The sequence below is a fragment of the Stenotrophomonas sp. TWI602 genome (genome assembly GCF_039674045.1).
In the GTDB taxonomy this organism is placed as follows: Bacteria; Pseudomonadota; Gammaproteobacteria; order Xanthomonadales; family Xanthomonadaceae; genus Stenotrophomonas.
The window spans coordinates 1-19043 of sequence record NZ_JBDJMT010000038.1; the positions used below are offsets into that span (position 1 = coordinate 1).

16 protein-coding genes and 1 pseudogene are annotated in these 19043 nt (G+C 67.2%); 10 read left to right on the forward strand and 7 right to left on the reverse strand.

All coding sequences use genetic code 11. The annotated features are described in order from the left end of the window. Positions 1-142 precede the first annotated feature (142 nt). Together ABE483_RS18490 and ABE483_RS18495 are read right to left on the reverse strand one after the other, a co-directional pair. A complete protein-coding gene (locus ABE483_RS18490; protein ID WP_346482159.1) occupies positions 143-2245 on the reverse strand; it encodes a phosphoglycerol transferase I in 2103 nt (700 codons plus the stop codon). 271 nt (positions 2246-2516) lie between these two features. Further along, positions 2517-4172, reverse strand: a pseudogene (locus tag ABE483_RS18495) (AarF/UbiB family protein); the annotation flags it as partial. 166 nt (positions 4173-4338) lie between these two features. On the opposite strand from ABE483_RS18495, the gene ABE483_RS18500 reads away from it, so the two are divergent. Continuing rightward, the gene (locus ABE483_RS18500; RefSeq protein ID WP_121040668.1) at positions 4339-5250 is read left to right on the forward strand and encodes a DUF808 domain-containing protein; all 912 of its coding nucleotides are present in this window, start codon (positions 4339-4341) and stop codon (positions 5248-5250) included. Positions 5251-5262: 12 nt separating this feature from the next. On the opposite strand, the gene ABE483_RS18505 is transcribed toward ABE483_RS18500, so the two are convergent. The 3 genes from ABE483_RS18505 to ABE483_RS18515 are packed head-to-tail and all read right to left on the reverse strand — an operon-like array spanning position 5263 to position 8065. Continuing rightward, positions 5263-5922, reverse strand: coding sequence for a hypothetical protein (locus ABE483_RS18505; RefSeq protein ID WP_346464461.1), 660 nt, complete (start codon positions 5920-5922; stop codon positions 5263-5265). Continuing rightward, a complete protein-coding gene (locus tag ABE483_RS18510) occupies positions 5909-6457 on the reverse strand; it encodes a sigma-70 family RNA polymerase sigma factor (protein WP_313211044.1) in 549 nt (182 codons plus the stop codon). The genes ABE483_RS18505 and ABE483_RS18510 overlap by 14 nt, the downstream gene beginning before the upstream one ends. Before the next feature lie 45 nt (positions 6458-6502). Beyond that, on the reverse strand, positions 6503-8065 hold the full coding sequence (locus ABE483_RS18515; RefSeq protein WP_313211045.1) for a diguanylate cyclase: 1563 nt from the start codon (positions 8063-8065) through the stop codon (positions 6503-6505). A 133-nt stretch (positions 8066-8198) separates the two neighbouring features. Here ABE483_RS18515 and ABE483_RS18520 point away from each other — a divergent pair, with 133 nt between their 5' ends. The 5 genes from ABE483_RS18520 to ABE483_RS18540 all read left to right on the forward strand — a co-directional run bounded on the left by ABE483_RS18520 (position 8199) and on the right by ABE483_RS18540 (position 13411). Next, positions 8199-8837, forward strand: coding sequence for an NAD-dependent dehydratase (locus tag ABE483_RS18520; RefSeq protein ID WP_346482160.1), 639 nt, complete (start codon positions 8199-8201; stop codon positions 8835-8837). A gap of 71 nt (positions 8838-8908) precedes the next feature. Continuing rightward, entirely contained in the window at positions 8909-9787 is an 879-nt protein-coding gene (locus ABE483_RS18525; protein ID WP_088433557.1) for a tryptophan 2,3-dioxygenase family protein, read from the forward strand. Between the two features lie 243 nt (positions 9788-10030). Beyond that, positions 10031-11533 (forward strand): peptide MFS transporter, encoded by a 1503-nt coding sequence (locus tag ABE483_RS18530; RefSeq protein WP_121040656.1) that lies wholly within the window; start codon positions 10031-10033, stop codon positions 11531-11533. 8 nt (positions 11534-11541) lie between these two features. Further along, a complete protein-coding gene (locus ABE483_RS18535) occupies positions 11542-12150 on the forward strand; it encodes a thioredoxin family protein (protein ID WP_313219417.1) in 609 nt (202 codons plus the stop codon). A gap of 118 nt (positions 12151-12268) precedes the next feature. Next, a complete protein-coding gene (locus ABE483_RS18540) occupies positions 12269-13411 on the forward strand; it encodes a hypothetical protein (protein ID WP_313211048.1) in 1143 nt (380 codons plus the stop codon). A 24-nt stretch (positions 13412-13435) separates the two neighbouring features. Here ABE483_RS18540 and ABE483_RS18545 read toward each other — a convergent pair whose 3' ends face one another. After that, positions 13436-13924 carry a MarR family winged helix-turn-helix transcriptional regulator gene (locus ABE483_RS18545; RefSeq protein WP_088433561.1) on the reverse strand — a complete coding sequence of 163 codons (489 nt, stop codon included), beginning with the start codon at positions 13922-13924 and terminating at the stop codon, positions 13436-13438. A gap of 127 nt (positions 13925-14051) precedes the next feature. Between ABE483_RS18545 and hppD the strand changes: the two genes are divergently transcribed. Both hppD and hmgA read left to right on the forward strand, forming a co-directional pair. Further along, positions 14052-15167: a 4-hydroxyphenylpyruvate dioxygenase gene (gene hppD / locus ABE483_RS18550; protein ID WP_313211049.1), complete on the forward strand. Its 1116-nt coding sequence runs from the start codon at positions 14052-14054 to the stop codon at positions 15165-15167. Between the two features lie 106 nt (positions 15168-15273). After that, entirely contained in the window at positions 15274-16575 is a 1302-nt protein-coding gene (gene hmgA / locus ABE483_RS18555; protein ID WP_313219419.1) for a homogentisate 1,2-dioxygenase, read from the forward strand. A gap of 7 nt (positions 16576-16582) precedes the next feature. Here hmgA and ABE483_RS18560 read toward each other — a convergent pair whose 3' ends face one another. Further along, complete coding sequence (locus ABE483_RS18560; protein ID WP_346482162.1) at positions 16583-17113, reverse strand: hypothetical protein; 531 nt, start codon at positions 17111-17113, stop codon at positions 16583-16585. Positions 17114-17243: 130 nt separating this feature from the next. Between ABE483_RS18560 and ABE483_RS18565 the strand changes: the two genes are divergently transcribed. Next, positions 17244-17852 carry a hypothetical protein gene (locus tag ABE483_RS18565; protein ID WP_346482161.1) on the forward strand — a complete coding sequence of 203 codons (609 nt, stop codon included), beginning with the start codon at positions 17244-17246 and terminating at the stop codon, positions 17850-17852. Between the two features lie 100 nt (positions 17853-17952). Next, entirely contained in the window at positions 17953-18909 is a 957-nt protein-coding gene (locus ABE483_RS18570; RefSeq protein ID WP_346464443.1) for a sodium:calcium antiporter, read from the forward strand. Positions 18910-19043: the final 134 nt, after the last annotated feature.

The following is a 19043-nucleotide window of genomic DNA, read 5'->3' on the forward strand; positions in this document are numbered from 1 at the left end:
GATCCAGGTAGTGCTGGCCGCTGGCCGGCAGCTGCACGATGCAGAGAGAACCGGGAGCCGGCCAGCGGCCGGCACTACCGACACGAACGGCGGACCCGACACGAACGGCGGACCGTCCCCGATGTCGGTCGGGAGGGCCGGATCAGCCGCGGTTGCCGCGGCGCGACGGCACCAGCGCGAAGGTATCCACGGCCAGCTTCTCGGCGTGGTTCAACCAGGCGCGCACTTCCAGATCATCGACCTCGTGGTCCAGGCCGAAGCTCAGGTTGATGCGACCCTCGGCATCCGGCTGTACCCACTGCTGGGCGACCACCACCTTGCGCTGCGAGGAGACCGCTTCGATCCAGAAGCCGCGGTCGGGTGACTGCTTGGTCACCAGCTGCACCATGTACTGGCCGGCCCGGGTGCGGCGACCCTTCTGCGTGATCATGTGCGCCTGGCGGATGCTCGGGCGCGGGCCGTTGAACGGATCCAGCGGGCCATCCACCGCCACGCCCCCGCGCAGCTGGTCATCGCGGAACAGCTTGATGCCCTTGTCCTGGTTGACCAGCATCGCGCACCAGTCGCCATCGGCCGAGCCGTCCTCGAACGCGGTGCAGCGATCCACGTAGGCCAACGTATTGGACGGATCGGCAAGATCGAACTGCTTGGAAGTGTTCTCCAGGTAGACCGATTTCAGATCCCAATGCTTGTCGTACTCCAGCAGCACCGGCGGTTGCACATGCTGCAGGCCGATCACCACCTGGTTGTCGTCATCGATGCGCAGCTGGCGGGTCTTGTCGCCCAGCCACAGCGAGCGCGAGAACGCCAGGTAACGCGGGTAGTCCTTGCCGTTATCGCGGAACACCGCGGCGCTGGCACTGTCCGAACGTTCCGGGTGCAGCAGCGAGCGGCCGAAGCCGATCGAATCGATGGCCGGGTCGATCAGGCTCAGCAGGGTCGCGCCCGAATCCAGCGTCGAACCGGCCGGCGCGGTCAGCTGGCGCGGGGCGATGTCCTTGCCCAGGAACAGCAGCAGGTTCTCGCGGTCCTGCTTGGCGAGGATGTGGCTGAGATCATTCGGCATGGCCAGGTGATCGGAAGCGATCACGATCAGGGTGTCTTCGCCGTACGGGCTGGCCTGGATGCGGTCGACCAGCTTGGCGATCAGCCCGTCGGTGCACTTGAGCGCATTGAGCATGCCGATGTTGCCGTGCTCGCTCTGGTAGCGGGTGCCTTTGCAGGCCACCGGCAGGTGCCCGGCGGGGTGATGGGTGTCCATCGTCAGCGTGGTCAGCATGAACGGCTCGCCCTTGCGCGAGAGCTGCACGAAGCGGTCGTATGCCTTGTCCAGCAGCACATCGTCATGCACGCCCCACGGCGAGAAGTGCGCGCGGGTGATCTTCTGCTGCTTGAACCAGGCCAGGTCATCCACGGTATCGAAGCCATGCGTGGCCAGGAACTGGCCTTTGCCGGCGAACTGGCCGTTGGCCCCGCCCAGGTAGTGATTGGTGTAGCCCTGCTGCTTGAGGTAATCGCCCAGGCAGACCGCTTCGGGCAGGAAGCTGCCCATGCGCCCCATGCTGTTTTCGTCTTCCTTGGCGGTGGTCAGCGGCACACCACACATCGAGGAGACCAGGCCGGCGATGGTCCAGCCACCGCCTTCGGCCGAGACCAGCCCGCGCACGTCCAGCGACTGCGCGGCCAGACGGTTGATGTTGGGCATCAGGTCCGGGAACGTTTCTTCATTGAGATAGGTGCGCTCCAGGCTTTCGCCGTAGATCCACACGATGTTGCGCGGCTTGGTCAGCGGTTGCGTGGGCACGCGGTACTCGGCCTTGACCATGCTGTAGTCGACCGGGCGCATCTGCTGGTACAGACGCTGGCCATCGCTGTACAGCGGGCTCACCACGATGGCGACGAGCCACATCGCCATGAAGCCGGCAAACACCGCCTTGCCATGCGCGGGGCGGTGCCGACGACGCAGGCGCGCCAGCAGCAAGGGGGTGAGCGAGACCAGGGCCAGCGCGATGAAGCCGGCGATGTAGTGCTTGAAGTCGGCGACACCGGCGCCTTCCATGTCGGCGCCGAGGTGGTACAGCGTGGCGGCATTGAGACCGTCACCGGACAACTTGTTGATCAACCACCACGCACTGAGGGTCAGCAGCAGCAATGACATGAGGCTTGCCTTCCACCACACCCACTTGTCAGATGCGAGGAACAGCCAGGCGAGCAGCAACAGTGACAGCAGCAGGATCCAGAGCATAAGCACTTTTGGCAGTGGAGACAGGTGGTGATGGACGCCATGACGACGTATGTCCCATCCGACCGGCTGTCCCAACCACACATGCATGACAAGCCGATGACTCGATCATGCCTGCACGAACCTGACTGAAATGTTTGTTGAAAACGACAACGAACATCCCGCTTCGCACTGCGATATGCGACGTAAAACGCGCGTGAAGAAGCGCGCGCGATGCTGCACTGCATCGCGCGTGTTCAGGGTCGGCTGAAGGCGTGACGTGCGTGCGAACGTGTCACCGGTGCCCGCGTTCTTCCTTGGAGCGTGCGCGACGATCAAAGATCAGCGCACTGAGGATGATGCCCAATCCGAGGACCACGCCGATCAACATCAAGGTGAATGCGATGGCGGGATAGCCGAACAGATGCCAGCCGGTATCGACCTTCATCATCATCGCCGCAGCGAGTATCAGCGCGGCGGTGACGATGCCGGCAGAGACGCGGTTGGCGATCTTCTGCAGGTTCTCCATCAGGCGGGATTCTTCCAGCCCGGTGACTTTCATCTGCAAGCGGTTCTCGGCGAGCAGCGCGAGGATGTCGGTCATCTTGCGCGGCCCATCGCGCAGCAGCTGCTGCATCTCCATCGCCTCGCTGGCGAGATTGGCGGCGGACAGGGATTTCTTCAGTCGCGCCCGCATCACGTGCTGCAGCTGTTTTTCCACGATGCGCCGGGTATCCAGGTCCGGCGACAGCAGCCGACACACGGTTTCCAGATTCAACAGCGCCTTGCCGAGCAGGCTCAGCTCCGGCGGCGTCCGCAGGCCGCTGGCGGTGGCGATGCGGACCAGATCAAGAACGACCCGGCCTTCGGAGAAGCTGCTGTTGGCGGCATAGCGCGCGATGATCTGCCCAGTCTCGCGCAGGTAACGTTCTTCATCGAAGAACTCCAGCCGCGTGCTGATGCCGATGATCTCATCGGCGACTTCTTCGCCGCGCCCATCCACTGCCGCGAACAGCAGTTTCAACAGGCGCTCGCGCAGGCGTGGCGGCATGTGCGCGACCATGCCCAGATCGAAGATCGCCAGGCGACCGGCCGGCGTGACGCGAAGATTGCCGGGATGCGGATCGGCGTGGATCTCGCCATGCACGAAGATCTGGTCCACATAGCCACGGATCAATGCCGCGGCAAGCGGCGCCATCGGCTGCTCGGTGCGCCGCACGTCGGGGATCATGTCCACGCGCACGCCCTGGGCCAGCTCCATGGTCAACACGCGGTGGCTGCAGTAATCCCAGATCGGCTGCGGCACCCACAGTGGTTTGAACGGCTTGAGGTGCTGGCCGAAGCGCTGCAGGTTCTCCGCTTCAGCCTGGTAGTCCAGCTCCTGCATCAGGGTCTTGGCGAATTCATTGAGCCAGTCGCGCAGGCGCACGCGGCGTCCGACCTGGGTGAGATGGTCGGCGGCCAGCGCAAAGCTGCGCAGCACGTCCAGATCCGAGCGCAGCTGGGCGGCGACCTCCGGCTTCTGCACCTTGACCGCGACCTGGCGGCCATCGTGAAGCTCGGCGCGGTGCACCTGGGCGATCGAGGCGCAGCCCAGCGGGACGGGGTCGAAGCTGGCAAACAGCTTGGACACCGACGCGCCCAGTTCCTTTTCGATGATCGCCGCGACGCGCTCGACCGGGATCGGCGCGACGTTCTCCTGCATGCGCTCCAGGGCCGTGGCGAATTCCACCGGCACCATGTCCGGGCGGGTGGAGAGCATCTGGCCCAGCTTGACGAAGGTCGGCCCCAGCGATTCCAGGTCGGTGACGAACTGTTCCGGGTTGCCCTCCGGTGGCACATCGTGGACCGCACCTGCGTCCAGGTTCATGCCGGAAAACACGCCGGAATTACGGTAGCGCAACAGCAGGCGCAGGATCTGGCTGCGGCGGTTCATGCCCTTGACCAGCGACGGCGAACCGGGAAGGACGGGCGTGGTGTTCAAGCAGGACTCCGGGGCGACGATCACCGGCAGTGTGGCCGGGCGGCAGTGGTGGACTGGTGAATCCGCTCCGGCTACCGCGACAGGGGTCGGATCGGTCAGAATCGGCGCTCCCGCTTCCTCCTTTGGATCCACCATGGCCGGTGCCAGTCTGTTCGCGTTGCTCGATGACATTGCGTCCCTGCTGGACGATGTGTCGGTGCTGACCAAGGTCGCGGCCAAGAAAACCGCCGGCGTGCTCGGCGACGACCTCGCGCTGAACGCCCAGCAGGTGACCGGCGTCAGCGCCAACCGTGAGCTGCCGGTGGTGTGGGCAGTGGCCAAGGGCTCGCTGGTCAACAAGGCGATCCTGGTGCCGGCCGCGTTGGCGATCAGCGCCTGGCTGCCGTGGGCGATCACCCCCCTGATGATGATCGGTGGCGCCTTCCTCTGCTACGAGGGCGTGGAGAAGCTGGCGCACCGCTTCCTGCATTCGCGCGATGAGGATGAGCAGCGCAAGGCCGAGCGGGCCAAGGCCCTGGCCGACGAGAAGGTGGACATGGTCGCGTGGGAGAAGGACAAGGTGAAGGGCGCGATCCGCACCGACTTCATTCTGTCGGCGGAGATCATCGTGCTGTCGCTGGGCGTGGTCTCCAGCGCGCCGTTCCTCAACCAGGTCAGCGCGCTGGTGGTGATCGCGCTGGCGATGACGGTGTTTGTCTACGGCCTGGTCGCCGGCATCGTCAAACTCGACGATCTGGGCCTGTACCTGTCGCGCAAGGGCGCGGCGCTGGCTGCGGTGGGCCGGGGCCTGCTGGTGGCGGCGCCGTGGCTGATGAAGTTCCTCTCGGTGGCCGGTACCGCAGCGATGTTCCTGGTCGGGGGCGGCATCCTGGTGCACAGCATCGCGCCGCTGCATCACGCCATCCTGGCGATGGGCGGCGATGGCAGCTGGGGCTGGTTGATCAACGCGCTGGGCAACGTGATCGTCGGCGTGGTGATCGGCGCGGTGGTCCTGGCAGCGGTGACCGGGTTCCAGAAGTTGCGCGGGGCCAAGCCCGCGCACTGAGGGGCGACCCCATCAGGCCGGCTCCCAGCCGCGCAGGGCCTCCAGCTCGGCGCGGGCGCGGGCCAGCCGGCGGCCGGACAGCGCGTCGATCGCGCGCTGCAGCCACGGTGAGGCCGGTGCGCGCTGGGCCCAGCGGCGGGCAACGACCCACGCGGCCAGCATGGCCAGCGTCCCCGCGCCCAGCGAGGCCAGCAGCCACGGTGCGGCAAAGGCGCCCAGATCCACGCCCCACGCCTGCCAGGCCAACAGCACCGGCACGGCCAACCATAGCCAGCACCACGGCAGGCCGAGCAGCAGCTCGGTCAGTGCGGTATGGCGGCGCAGCGCCGCCAGCTGCTGCGATTGCGCCAGTACCGTCTGCGTCGGCTGCAACTGCCGGCGGCGATGCAGGCGGGTGATGCTGGCGATGATCACCGCGATGCAATAGGCATGCAGCGCCAACGCACTGAGCATCACCGCCAGCGGAGGGTGCTGCCACCACTGGCTGCCGCAGTACACCGCCACGGCCAGCCAGACCACCAGCTGCAGCCCCTGCCACAGGCTGAACAGGCCCAGCTGGCGTTGGACACTGCGGTGCCGATGGCTGCGCCACGCCTCCAGCGCGAAGCCCTCCTGCGCATCGGTGGGCTTGCCGACGCTGTTCCACAGCTGCTTGAGTTCATCCGGTTGCATGGCGCGGGCCTCGGTCGGTGGGGTTCAGGCGCGTGCGCAGTTGCTGGCGCAGGCGGTGCAGGCGGGTGGAGACGTTGGCGACGCTGATGCCCAGTACCTCGGCGATCTGCCGGTGGTCGTGATCGTCCAGGTGCAGCAGCATCAGGGCACGGTCCAGTGGCGGCAGCGCATGGATGGCGACCTCCAGCTGGTGCAGGGCATGGCGTTGCTCGGGCGGTGCACGGTCGTCGGCGGCAGGCAGCGCGTCGTCCAGCGGCGTGTGGTGGCGCTGGCGATGCTGCTGGCGACGCCATTGCGAGATCGCCACGTTGAGCGCAAGCCGGTATAGCCAGGTGGAGAAGCGCGCCCGCGCCGGGTCGAAATCCTCGAATGCCGCCCACGCCTGCACGCTGATCTCCTGGACCAGATCGAGCCGATCCTCCGGGTGGCGGCAATAGCCGCGCGCCACCTTCAGCACGATGCCGCGGTGCTGTTCCAACAGCGCGGCGAAGCGCGGGCGCAGATCGATGTCGCTAGCGGGCAGTGTCATGTCCATACCCGGATGATTCGCGCCGGTGCGCGGAATATCACAGGCGCGGGCTCAGCGCGGTGGCTCGGCCGCCAGTACGCGGTTCTTGCCGACCCGCTTGGCCGCATACAGCGACGCATCGGCGCGCCGCAGCAGCGCCTCGGCCGGCTCGCCGGGCTGCCATTGCGCCAGCCCGGCGCTGAAATGCACCGGCACGCGCTGTTCGTCCAGCGGCAGCGGCCGCTGTGCCAACGAGCGCTGCAGCCGCAGCAGGGTGGACATGCTGTCCGCCGCAGGTGTTTCCGGCAGCAGCAGCACGAACTCATCGCCGCCGAGCCGGGCGATGGCATCGCTGCTGCGCAGGTGCAGCTGGCAGACGGTTACCAGGTGGCGAAGCACCGCATCGCCACCGGCATGGCCATGCAGGGTATTGGTCTGATGGAAATCGTCCAGATCCAGCAGGGCCAGCGCCAGCGGATGGCCGTGGCGGGCGGCACGCGCCAGTTCGCGCTCCAGCAGCTCGTCCAGACCGCGGCGGTTGAGCGCACCGGTCAGCGGATCGGTGCGGATCAACCCGGCGACCTCGCGCAGCTCCTGTTCCAGCTCGGCGATGCGCTGTTCGGCCTGTTCCACTTCACGGCGTGCATTGCCCAGGTGATCGCGCGCCTGCAGAGCCTGATCCTGCACGCGGCCGGTGTCCTGCAGCACGTCCTGCAGCAGCTGGTTGAGGTCGGCGATGCTGCGCGCTTCCTTCAGGGCCAGCGCATAGCTGCTGATCCGGTCATGGTATTCGCCCGTGCTCACCGCCATGCCGTCCAGGCGCTCGATGAAGCCCCCCATGACGTTCTTCATCGCCGCCTTGGATTCGACGATGCCCTGCTTGAGCAGCCCCTGCTTGTAGATCACCTCGCGCAGGTTGGCGCGCGCCTGTTCGACCGAATCGCGATCCAGCGGGCCGCCGATCAGCGAACGCACCGCGTGGACCTGGCCATGCAGCCAGCTGCTGTCATCCAGCAGTTCGCTGATGTTGTCCAACAGCAGATCGAACAGACTCAGCAGCAGCTCCTGCTGTTCCTGCCAGCCATCGCTGCGTACGCCGATCTGGTGCGAGAGCTCGCGCAGCCGTTGTTCGATCGGCTGCAGCGGCTGGCCGGGATGCCAGTGGCGCAGTTCACCGGCCAGCTGCACCGGCTCCTCGCGCAGTTCCGGCATGTTCTGCAGCAGGCTGGCCACGGTCACCCCGACGGTATGCCGCAGCAGCTCGCGCAGGCGCAGGCTGTCGGGCTGGCCATCCGGGGTTTCCTGTTCGATGGTGCGGATGTACTTGTCGATCAGCTGGCGCATCGCGCGGCCATAGCTGACCCAATCCGCGCTGCGCTGCGCCGACTGCAGGCGCAGGCCCATGTCGCCCAGCTCGCCGGGCAGGGTGGACATGCCATTGGCGAACGCAGCCAGCAGCGGCTCGGGCGCATCGATGCCGGCGAACAACCGTTGCAGCATCGCGCTGCTGCCCCCCTTGGGGCCGGGCGCCGGCTCGCTGGCGGCCTCCACCCCCGTGCCCACGCTCTGCCGCCGCGACAACAGCCGCCCGACGGCGGTGCCGGGGCTGGGGGGAGCGTCGTGCGGGTCCGTCATGCGGCAGATCCTTGCAGGGCACGGCCGGAGGCCGGAGCGGTGGAGAGGTGGGAACAGTATCGGCGCAGCGCGGCCGGCCTTGAACCGGTCATGCATGGCAGGATGGTAAGCACGGCGACGGCAGGAGAGTGCGATGAAGGTGATGCTGGTGGGGGCGACCGGGCTGGTCGGTGGTCATGTGCTGCGGCAACTGCTGGACGACCCGCGCTGCGATGCGGTGGTCGCTCCGACCCGCCGCCCGCTGGACACCACGGATGCGGCGCTGCTCAATCCGGTGGTGGACTTCGCGCAGCTGCCGGCCGAGGCCGACTGGTGGGCGGTGGATGCCGTGATCTGCGCGCTCGGTACCACGATCAAACTGGCCGGGAGCAAGGAAGCGTTCGCGCGGGTCGACCATGATTTTCCGCTGGCCGTGGCACAGCAGGCACGCGCCCGCGGCGCGCATGCCTTCGCGTTGAACTCGGCGATGGGCGCCGATGCGGGCTCGCGGATCTTCTACAACCAGGTCAAAGGCCGGCTGGAGCAGGACCTGCGGGCACTGGGCTACCCCTCGCTGACCCTGGTCCGCCCGGGGCTGATCGGGGGCGAGCGTGCCGAGCGACGTACCGGCGAGCATCTGGCCAGCCTGGTGCTGGGCGTACTGGGCCCGGTCCTGCCGCGTGCCTGGCGGATCAACCCGGCCGGGATCATCGCGGCCGCGCTGGTCGAGGCAGCCCTGGTGCCGACGCCGGGCGTGACGATCGTCGGTTCGGCCGAGCTGGTGGCGCGCTGAGCCGCGGACGGCCGGATGCGCGGCCCCCCGGCCACTGCGCTACCCTTTCTGCCCCTCAAGCGGTCCCTGCCATGTCCGTCGACAAGAACCAACGCGATCTCGAAGCTGGTATCCACACCGATCTGGAGGGGCGGCTGACCTACGGCGGCTACCTGCGCCTGGATCAGCTGCTGTCGGCCCAACAGCCGCTGTCCAACCCGCCGCACCATGACGAAATGCTGTTCATCATCCAGCACCAGACTTCGGAGCTGTGGCTGAAGCTGCTGGCGCACGAGCTGCGCGCGGCGATCGGGTTCCTGCAGCGCGACGAGGTCTGGCAGTGCCGCAAGGTGCTGGCGCGCAGCAAGCAGGTGCTGCGCCAGCTCACCGAGCAGTGGTCGGTGCTGGAGACGCTGACCCCCTCCGAATACATGGGCTTCCGCGATGTGCTGGGCCCGTCCTCGGGCTTCCAGTCGCTGCAGTACCGCTACATCGAGTTCCTGCTGGGCAACAAGAACGCGCAGATGCTGCAGGTGTTCTCGCACGACCCGGCCGGCCAGGCCCAGCTGCAGGAAGTGCTTGATGCCCCCAGCCTGTACGAGGAGTTCCTGCGCTACCTGGCCCGCTTCGGCCATCCGGTCCCGGCCGGCTATCAGGGGCGCGATTGGCAGCAGCCGCACGTGGCCGACGATGCCCTGCACCCGGTGTTCGAGCGGATCTACCAGAACACCGACCGCTTCTGGCGCGAATACGCGCTGTGCGAGGACCTGGTCGATCTGGAGACGGCCTTCCAGCTGTGGCGGTTCCGCCACATGCGCACCGTGATGCGGGTGATCGGCTTCAAGCGCGGTACCGGCGGCTCCAGCGGGGTCGGCTTCCTGCGCCAGGCGCTGGAACTGACCTTCTTCCCGGAGCTGTTCCAGGTGCGCACCACGATCCGCAACGACGACCCGATGCCGCCGGACGCCTGATCCGGCATCGACCGCAATAAGCCTATTCATATTTACCTGCCCCATCCGCCGTACGGTGCGGCAGGCCCCGCCGTTGCTGCGCTGCCGGGTTTTGCCCGGAAGTTGCAGATGCAAGTTCAGCGACCATGCTGCCAGCGGTCCACATCAGCGTGTATTTGACGTGAACGTGGTTGGTCTGGGATTCTCCCGCGCTGCTTTCGCACATCGGACGTGCATGTCTTCCACCGAACCCAGGAATCCCGCATGAGCGTAGACGCCGCCGCGAAATCCGTTCCCGATCCGGCGCTGCCGGAGTTCAAGACCACGCTGGGCCATCCGCGCCCGTTGTGGATGCTGTTCATGACCGAATTCTGGGAACGCTTTGCGTTCTACGGCATCCGTTGGGCCCTGGTGCTGTACATCGTCGCGCAGTTCTTCGACGGTGATTCGGCCGGCCAGGCCGCCGCCAGCCGGACCTACGGTGCCTATCTGGCGCTGGTGTACGCCGCCGCCATCTTCGGTGGCTACGTCGCCGATCGGGTGCTGGGCTACCAGCGTTCCATCCTGACCGGCGCGGTGATCATGGCCGCCGGCCTGTTCATGGTCGCCATGCCCAACAAGGAAATCTTCGAACTGGGCCTGGCCACGATCATCATCGGCAACGGCCTGTTCAAGCCCAACATCTCCACCATGGTCGGCAAGCTGTACGGCCTGAAGGATGAGCGCCGCGATTCGGGCTTCACCATCTTCTACATGGGCATCAACATCGGCGCGATGATCGCCCCGGTGCTGACCCAGTACCTGGCCGAGCGCGTGTTCGGCACCCAGGCGATGCCGTCCTACAAGATGGTCTTCATCGCCTCGGGCATCGGCATGCTGATCAGCCTGGCCTGGTTCTACGTTGGCCGTGCCGGCCTCAAGGGCATCGGCGCCCCGCCGGCCGGTGCAGAGGGCTATGGCCGCATCGTGATGGTGTTCATCGGTGCGATCGTGGCGATCCCGATCGCGTTCTTCCTGCTCTCCACCGGTGCCACCGCGCTGGCCTGGATCCTGGGCGCGATGTTCATCGCGCTGGCGATCCTGCTGCTGGTCGAAGGCATCCGCGAAGGCAAGGTCCAGCGCGACCGCGTGATCGCGATGCTGATCATCTTCACCTTCAACGTGATGTTCTGGATGTTCTTCGAACAGGCCGGCAGCTCGTTCACCTTCCTGGCCGACAACATCGTCAACCGCAACCTGGGCGGCTGGGAATTCCCGACCGCCTGGTTCCAGTCGGTCAACTCGGTGGCGATCATCACGCTGGCCCCGATCATTGCCTGGATCTGGATCAAGCTGGGCCGCGCCAACCCGTCGATCCCGCGCAAGTTCGGCCTGGGCCTGCTGTTCAACGGTGCGGCCTTCGCGCTGCTGATGGTGGCCCTGTCGAGCATGGTCGTGGACGGCAAGATTCCGTTCTGGACGCTGTTCATGGTCTACGTGATCCAGTCCGTCGGTGAGCTGTGCCTGTCGCCGATCGGCCTGTCGATGGTGACCAAGCTGGCCCCGGTGCGCCTGGTCGGCTTCGGCATGGGCGGCTGGTTCCTGTCCACCGGCATCGGCAACAACATGTCGGGCATCTTCGCCGGCGTGGTCAGCGGCGAAGGCGGCATGACCGTGGAATCGGCGCTGAAGGGCTACACGTTCGGCTTCTGGGCGTTGATCATCTCCGGCGTGGTCCTGTTCCTGGTCGCACCGCTGATCAACAAGCTGATGCACGGCGTCAAGTGAGGAAGGCGATGCGCATGAAAGCCGTGGCAATGTCGATGATCGTGGCCGGCCTGCTGGCCGCCTGTTCGCCGTCGTCGGCGCCTACCGCGGCGCCTGCGCAGCCGCTGGATACCTCCGAGCAGAAGGCCCCGGTCGCCGATCCCGGCGAACCGGTGGCCTCGGGCAACACCCCGGCCGCGGCGGACATCGCCGCGATCGCGGCGCTCAATGCCCAGTTCGATCCGGCCCGCGATCCGGTCGCCGATCTGGCCACGGCCAAGGTCGAGGCCCAGCGCGGCGGCAAGCGGATCATCGTGGATGTGGGCGGCGAGTGGTGCCCGTGGTGCCATCTGATGGACGGTTTCATCGAAGGGGATGCGGAGATCCGCCGCTTCCGCGATGCGAACTACGTCTGGATGAAGGTCAACTACAGCGAAGAGAACGAGAACGCGGCGTTCCTGTCGCAGTTCCCGGCAGTGAAGGGCTACCCGCACCTGTTCGTGCTCGATGCCGACGGCACGCTGCTGCATTCGCAGTTCACCGGAGAGCTGGAAGCGGACAAGGGGCAGAAGAAGGGCTACGACCGCGGCCGCTTCTTCGCCTTCATGAAGCAATGGGCGCCACCCAAGGCGTCGTGATCGAAAAAGCCGCGGATTCCGCGGCTTTTTTTTGCGCTCAATTTCCGCGCCACCCGGCCGCTACCCCCAAGGACCTCATGCCGCGCTGTTCGTGGCGGACAACCGACGGAATCGACGCATGCAGCCGGGCACCAGCGACAGCACCACCGATGTTTCCCTTGATGCGCCGGCCGGCGTGAGCCTGCCGCCGGTCGACGTGCTGCTGGATGACCACACCGCGCCGGATGCGCTCGATGGCGACGGCCAGGCCCCGGCGCCCGGTGCGATCCGCTACCGCCTGCCGATGGTCTCCGTGCCCGACAACGTACTGCTCAAGGCGGCCGTGCAGAAACTGGTGGAGCAGAAGGCGCAGCTGGACACGCTGGCACGCCAGGGCAGCCTGCCCGGCCTGATCCCGGCCGAGTGGCAGGGCAGCGGCCTGCGCGGCGTGGACCTGCAGGGCTTCGTGCTGAGCGTGGTGCCGTTCCTGCAGAACGCCAGCAAGGACGAAACCGCCCCGGCGCGCCTGCCGCTCAAGCATGTGCTGGGCGACGCCGGGCGCTGGGACCAGCACGACGTCGCCGAACCCAAATCGCTGGCGTTCTTCCTGGCCAGCGATGACCGCGCCACCGCCGGCACGAAGGATCCGGCCGAGGTGTATCTGGTCGGCGCGCTCGGCCTGGCCTGGGCGCACGAGGGCCGTACCCGCCCGGGCTTCCTGCGTGAGATGGGCTACGACAGCATGGCCGCGCGCGTGCACCTGCTGCCGTATCCGGCGGCGGCGCAGCTGGCGCTGTACAGCGTGACCGCGCATGGCGTGACGCAGATCTGGTGTGTGCTGGACCGTCGCAAGGTGCGTCCGTTGCTGGCGCCCTGGATCAGCCTGCCGCTGCTGACTGCCTACGGAGTCAACGCCCCGCAGACCTGGCCGACCAGCTTCCCGGCGGTTGAAGAGGTGGCCGCGATGCTGGCTGCCGCGCGTGGCGGCAAGGGGCCGGTCGAAGCGGACCTGGGCAAGGTGGCCGCGAAGGTTGCCCAGGACGCCTCCGGCGAAACCTGGATGCCGGTCAGTCTGCTCCAGGTCGGCACGTGGTCACCGCGCTGGCGCTACTTCATGGCGACCTTCATCGGCCTGCCATCGCTGCTGCTGGTGGTCGCCGCGCTGGCCCTGCCGGGTGCGATCGAAGCGGCCGCCGTGGCCGCCTCGCTGGGATTTGCCGGCGGTGCCATCGGCGCGCTGGCCGCACCGTGGGTACATGCGCGGCGCAAGCACCTGAGCTGAGCGGCAACGACCAACGGTCGTTGCCTACTCGTCCATCCGCTGCAGGCCTTCCCCGGCCAGGCGCAGGATCAGCGTCTCCAGCATCTGTTCTTCGTCCTCGCTGAGCACGGACATCAGCTTGCGGGTGATGTCGATCACCAGCGGCGCGATGGTCTCGTACACCTCGAATCCGGCGGCCGACAGCGCCAGCACCGAGCGGCGGCGGTCATCGCCATGGGTTTCACGCTTGATGAAGCCCCGTTCGAGCAGTCTGGCCACGGCGCGGCTGACCGCGACCTTGTCCATCGCGGTGCGATCGGACACCTCGCTGGCCGACGAGCCCGGGTACAGCGCCAGGACCGTGATCACCCGCCACTCGGGGATCGCCAGGCCATAACGGTCCCCGTACAGCTTGGCGATGTTGCCGCTGACGCGGTTGGACAGAACGCTCAGCCGGTAGGGCAGGAACTGCTCCAGATCGAGCAGGGCGTGCGATGCGCGGATGCTGTGACTGCTGGGATCGGGCGGGCTCATGCTGCGGTGCACCTTGATGGTGGTTTCATGTGAAACTATAACCTACGTTCCGGACTCCGCATTCTCGCGGGTCTGCCTTCCTACCGCACCTGGTTTTTTCCGATGCGGATTGCTTTGGAGCCACAGCATGACCAGCCAAACGAGCACCGCGTCCTTCGCACCCGATCCGGGCATGCAGGTCACCACCTTCGAAAACCCGATGGGCATCGATGGTTTCGAGTTCGTCGAGTTCGCCGCCCCGGCCGGCCGTGGCGCGGAACTGCACGACTATTTCCGCAAGATGGGCTTCACCGCGGTGCTGCGCCACAAGCAGCGTGCGATCACGGTCTATCGCCAGGGCGACGTGAACTTCCTGGTCAATGAAGAGCCGGACTCGTTCGCCTCGGACTTCGCCGAGAAGCACGGTCCGTGCGCCTGCGGTTTCGCCATCCGCTTCAAGAAGCCGGGCGATGAGGTCTACCAGATGGCCCTGGGCAACGGTGCCGAACCGATCGACTTCAAGCCTGACACCCGCGCCGTCGCCGCCCCGATCATCAAGGGCATCGGCGACTGCATGCTGTACCTGGTGGACCGTTACGGCGCCAACGGCAGCATGTTCGATACCGATTACGCGCCGATCGACGGCGTGGACCCGCGCCCGAAGGGCTTCGGGCTGACCTTCATCGATCACCTGACCCACAATCTGTATTTCGGCAACATGCAGCAGTGGTCGGATTACTACGAGCGCCTGTTCAACTTCCGCGAGATCCGCTACTTCGACATCAAGGGCCTCAAGACCGGCCTGGTGTCCAAGGCGATGACCGCCCCGGACGGCATCGTGCGCATCCCGCTCAACGAATCCTCCGATCCGAAGAGCCAGATCAACGAATACCTCGACGCCTACAAGGGCGAGGGCATCCAGCACATCGCCTGCTTCACCGAGAACATCTACGACACCGTGGAAGCGATGCGCGCCCAGGGCGTGGAGTTCCTGGACACGCCGGACACGTATTTCGATGTGATCGACATGCGCGTGCCCAACCACGGTGAAGACGTGGCCCGGCTGGCGAAGAACAAGATCCTGATCGATGCCGACCCGGAGACCAAACAGCGCAAACTGCTGCAGATCTTCACCACCAACTGCATCGGCCCGATCTTCTTCGAGATCATCCAGCGCAAGGGCAACGAAGGCTTCGGCGAAGGCAACTTCACCGCGCTGTTCGAAAGCATCGAGCGCGACCAGATGAAGCGCGGCGTGCTGTAAGGCACTCGGCCGCCACCCGCGTTACGCTTCAACGGTGGCATCCGCGCCCGCGCGGGTGCCACCGGCTGTCTTCCCTTGCCATCCACGCCTCCGGCGGAGCAGGACCATGAACAACCCGATGTCATCGCGCGGCTACCAGAGCGGTTTCGGCAATGAGTTCGCCACCGAGGCGGTGCCGGGTGCACTGCCGGTGGGGCAGAACTCCCCGCAGCGTGTCGCGCATGGTCTGTATGCCGAACAGCTGTCCGGCACCGCGTTCACCGCGCCGCGCGGCAGCAATCGCCGCAGCTGGGTGTACCGCATCCGCCCCGCGGTGACCCACGGCGAATTCACCCCCTTTATCCAGCCGCACCTGCACGGCGACGTCGCGCAGGGCCCGGTCTCGCCCAACCAGTTGCGCTGGGATCCGTTGCCGCTGCCCAGCACGCCCACCGATTTCATCGAGGGGCTGTACACCATGGGCGGCAACGGCTCGCCCGACGCCCACGCTGGCGTGGGCATCCACCTGTACGCCGCCAACCGCGACATGCAGGGCCGCTATTTCTACAACGCCGATGGCGAGCTGCTGATCGTCCCGCAGCTGGGCCGCCTGCGCCTGCTCACCGAAATGGGCGTGATCGAGATCGAGCCGCAGCAGATCGCGGTGATCCCGCGCGGTGTGCGCTTCCGTGTCGAACTGCCTGACGGCGACGCACGTGGCTACGTCTGCGAGAACTTCGGCGCGCTGCTGAAGCTGCCCGACCTGGGCCCGATCGGGTCCAATGGCCTGGCCAATCCGCGCGACTTCGAAACGCCCCATGCAGCGTTCGAGAATATCGACGGCGCGTTCGAACTGATTGCCAAATTCGAGGGCCAGCTGTGGCGTGCGGATATCGATCATTCGCCGCTGGACGTGGTCGCCTGGCACGGCAACTACGCGCCTTACCGCTACGATCTGCGCCGCTTCAACACGATCGGCTCGATCAGCCACGATCATCCCGATCCCTCGATCTTCCTCGTGCTGCATTCGCCCAGCGACACGCCGGGGACCAGCAACATGGACTTCGCGATCTTCCCGCCGCGCTGGCTGGTCGCGCAGAACACGTTCCGCCCGCCATGGTTCCACCGCAACATCGCCAGCGAATTCATGGGCCTGATCCACGGCGCCTACGATGCGAAGGCCGAAGGTTTCGTGCCCGGCGGTGCCTCGCTGCACAACTGCATGAGCGGCCACGGCCCGGATGCGGCGACCTTCGAGAAGGCCTCCGCCGCCGACCTGAGCAGGCCGGACGTGATCAAGGACACCATGGCCTTCATGTTCGAAACCCGCGGCGTGATCCGCCCCACCGCCCAGGCGATGGACGCGACGCACCGCCAGCGCGGGTACCAGCACTGCTGGCAGGGATTGAAGGCGAATTTCTCGGGCTGACGCAGGCTCAAACCAGCGCGATCTGGAAGCGCTCGGCATGCTCCTTCGGCAGCACCTCCAGCAACCGCTGCCGCACCCGCTCGGCGTAGCCGGTGGAGGTCAGGCCCGGCAGCGCATCCAGTGCGGCCTGCAGCGCGGCCATGACCGTCTCGTCGCTGCGCGATTGCTGCAGGGTGTGGAACAGCGCTGCCGCCTGCGGATGACGCTGCAGTTCCAGGATGTCCAGCAGATAGATGCGGGCGGCGGCCAGCGAGCGGCGGCGTTCGGTCACGGGCACCGGCACCGCGGTCGGTGTCACCGCAGGTGCAGGTGCGGCGGGTGCGACAACGGCGACCTCCGCGACCCCACTCGACACCAGATACCCGCTCTGGATCAGCTGGATCACCATCGCCGGGGTTTCCGGGCCCACCAGCTGGCCGAGCTGGACCAGGTCGCGCTGGCCGTCGCACAGGATCAACAGCCGGCGCTGGCGCATGTCCAGGGGCGCGCGGTGGGCCTGCAAAGCGGTGCGGGCGAGGTCGGTCTTCTGCGGTTGCATGGGGGCGGGGTCGATGCGGTGCAGGCCGAGCCTGAACGCGGCAGGTGAAACGCGGATGACAGCGACACTGTGCATGCCGCCCACACGGCGCTCGCGCTAGGCTGCGCCCATTCACCGGGAGGATGCAGGCATGAGACAGCTGGGAAGCGTGATGGCAGTGGGGATGGTGCTGGCCTTGGCCGCGTGCGAGCGCACGCCGGAGACGCCGTCGGCCGATGCCGAGGCGGCCGTGCCTGCACCGGCGGCGGACACCGCGCCGGCAGCGCCTGCCACGGCGGCCCCGGGCACGGTGACGCAGGGTCCGGCACGCCTGGATGGCTACGGCCCGGTGGCGCTGGGCAGCACCTTGGACGAGGTCCGGGCGGCCTGGAAGACACCCCTGCAGGGCGACGTCGCTGACGACTACTGCCATGCGCTGCGGCCGGAAGGCGCGCAGGCCGAGGACGTGATCTTCATGATCGAAGGCAAGCGTCTGGTCCGGTACGACGTGCGCAACGACCGCATCGTCGCCCCCGGTGGCGGCAAGGTCGGCATGTCGCTCGGCCAGCTGCAGACGCTGTACCCGGATCGCGGCGACCTGACCCCACACAAGTACGACGAGCACGGCCACAACCTGCGCGTGCGCCCGGCGACCGAGGGCGGCGCGCTGGTCAACTTCGAGATCAACGGCGATGGCAATGTGACCGCATGGCGGGTCGGCAAGACCCCGCAGGTCGATTACGTGGAAGGCTGCTCCTGAGCCATCGGCACCGCGCCGGCCACAGGGCCGGGGCGGGCCTTCACTGTTTGGCGTGGGCTGGCCCTAGAATCGGCCCACATCTGTCACCGGGGAGCACCAGATGATTGCTGCCACTGTTTGGTTCGTGCTGGGCCTGGTGCTGTTGGCACTGGGCGGCGACGCCATCGTCCGGGCCGCCTCGGGTCTGGCCCAGCGCTTCGGCGCGTCGCCGTTCGTGGCCGGGCTGCTGCTGGTGGCCTTCGGCACCTCGCTGCCGGAGCTGGTGGTCAACGCCCGTGCCTTCGTGGTCGGCGCGGAAGAACTCGCGCTCGGCAACGCGGTGGGCAGCAACATCGTCAACGTCGGCCTGACCCTGGGCCTGGCGGCGCTTGCTGCGCCGCTGCTGGTCCGTGCGCGCCTGCTGTCACCGTTGCTGGTCTGCCTGGCCGCCGCCAGTGCGCTGCTGATCCTGTTCGGCCTGGATGGCGTGATCGCACGCTGGGAAGGGGCCGTGCTGCTGCTCGCCTTTGTCGGCCTGCTGGTGTTCCTGCTGCGCCGCGCGCGGCTGGAAGTCGAGCCGGTGCGTGAGGGCATCGCCGGCTACGCCATGACCCGCACGGGACTGTTCCTCAACCTCCTGCGGCTGCTGTTCGCGGCGGTGTGCCTGTATTTCGGCGCGCGCTGGATCGTGCAGGCCGCGCCGGTGTTTGGCGCCGGGCTGGGCTGGTCACCGTTGCTGGTCGGCCTGCTGCCGGTGGCGATCGGCACCGCGTTGCCCGAAGTGGCGGCGGCCATTGCCGCCGCCCGGCGTGGCCAGGGCGACATGGTGCTGGGCCATGTGATCGGCTCGAGCCTGTTCAACCTGCTGGTGGTGGTCGGCGGCATGGCCGCATTGCGTCCGCTGGCGCTGCCCGAATCGTTCGTGAAACTGGAGCTGCCGGCGGCGATCGCCTTCGTGCTGGTGCTCTACCCGATGCTGCGCGGTGATCTGACGATCAGCCGGCGTGAGGGCGCGGTGCTGGTGGTGGCCTTCGTCGGCTGGATCGCGCTGGAGCTGGCGCTGGTCTGGGGCGGCTGACCGTCGAAATGCGTAGAGCCGACCCGTTGGGGGGGGGCCGCGGCCCCCCAGCCGGGCGCCGCCCAACCGGCGGGGGGCCAGGGGGTGCCCGGGCACCCGTGGCCGCGCCCCCCCGGGGGGGGCCCGCAGGCGGG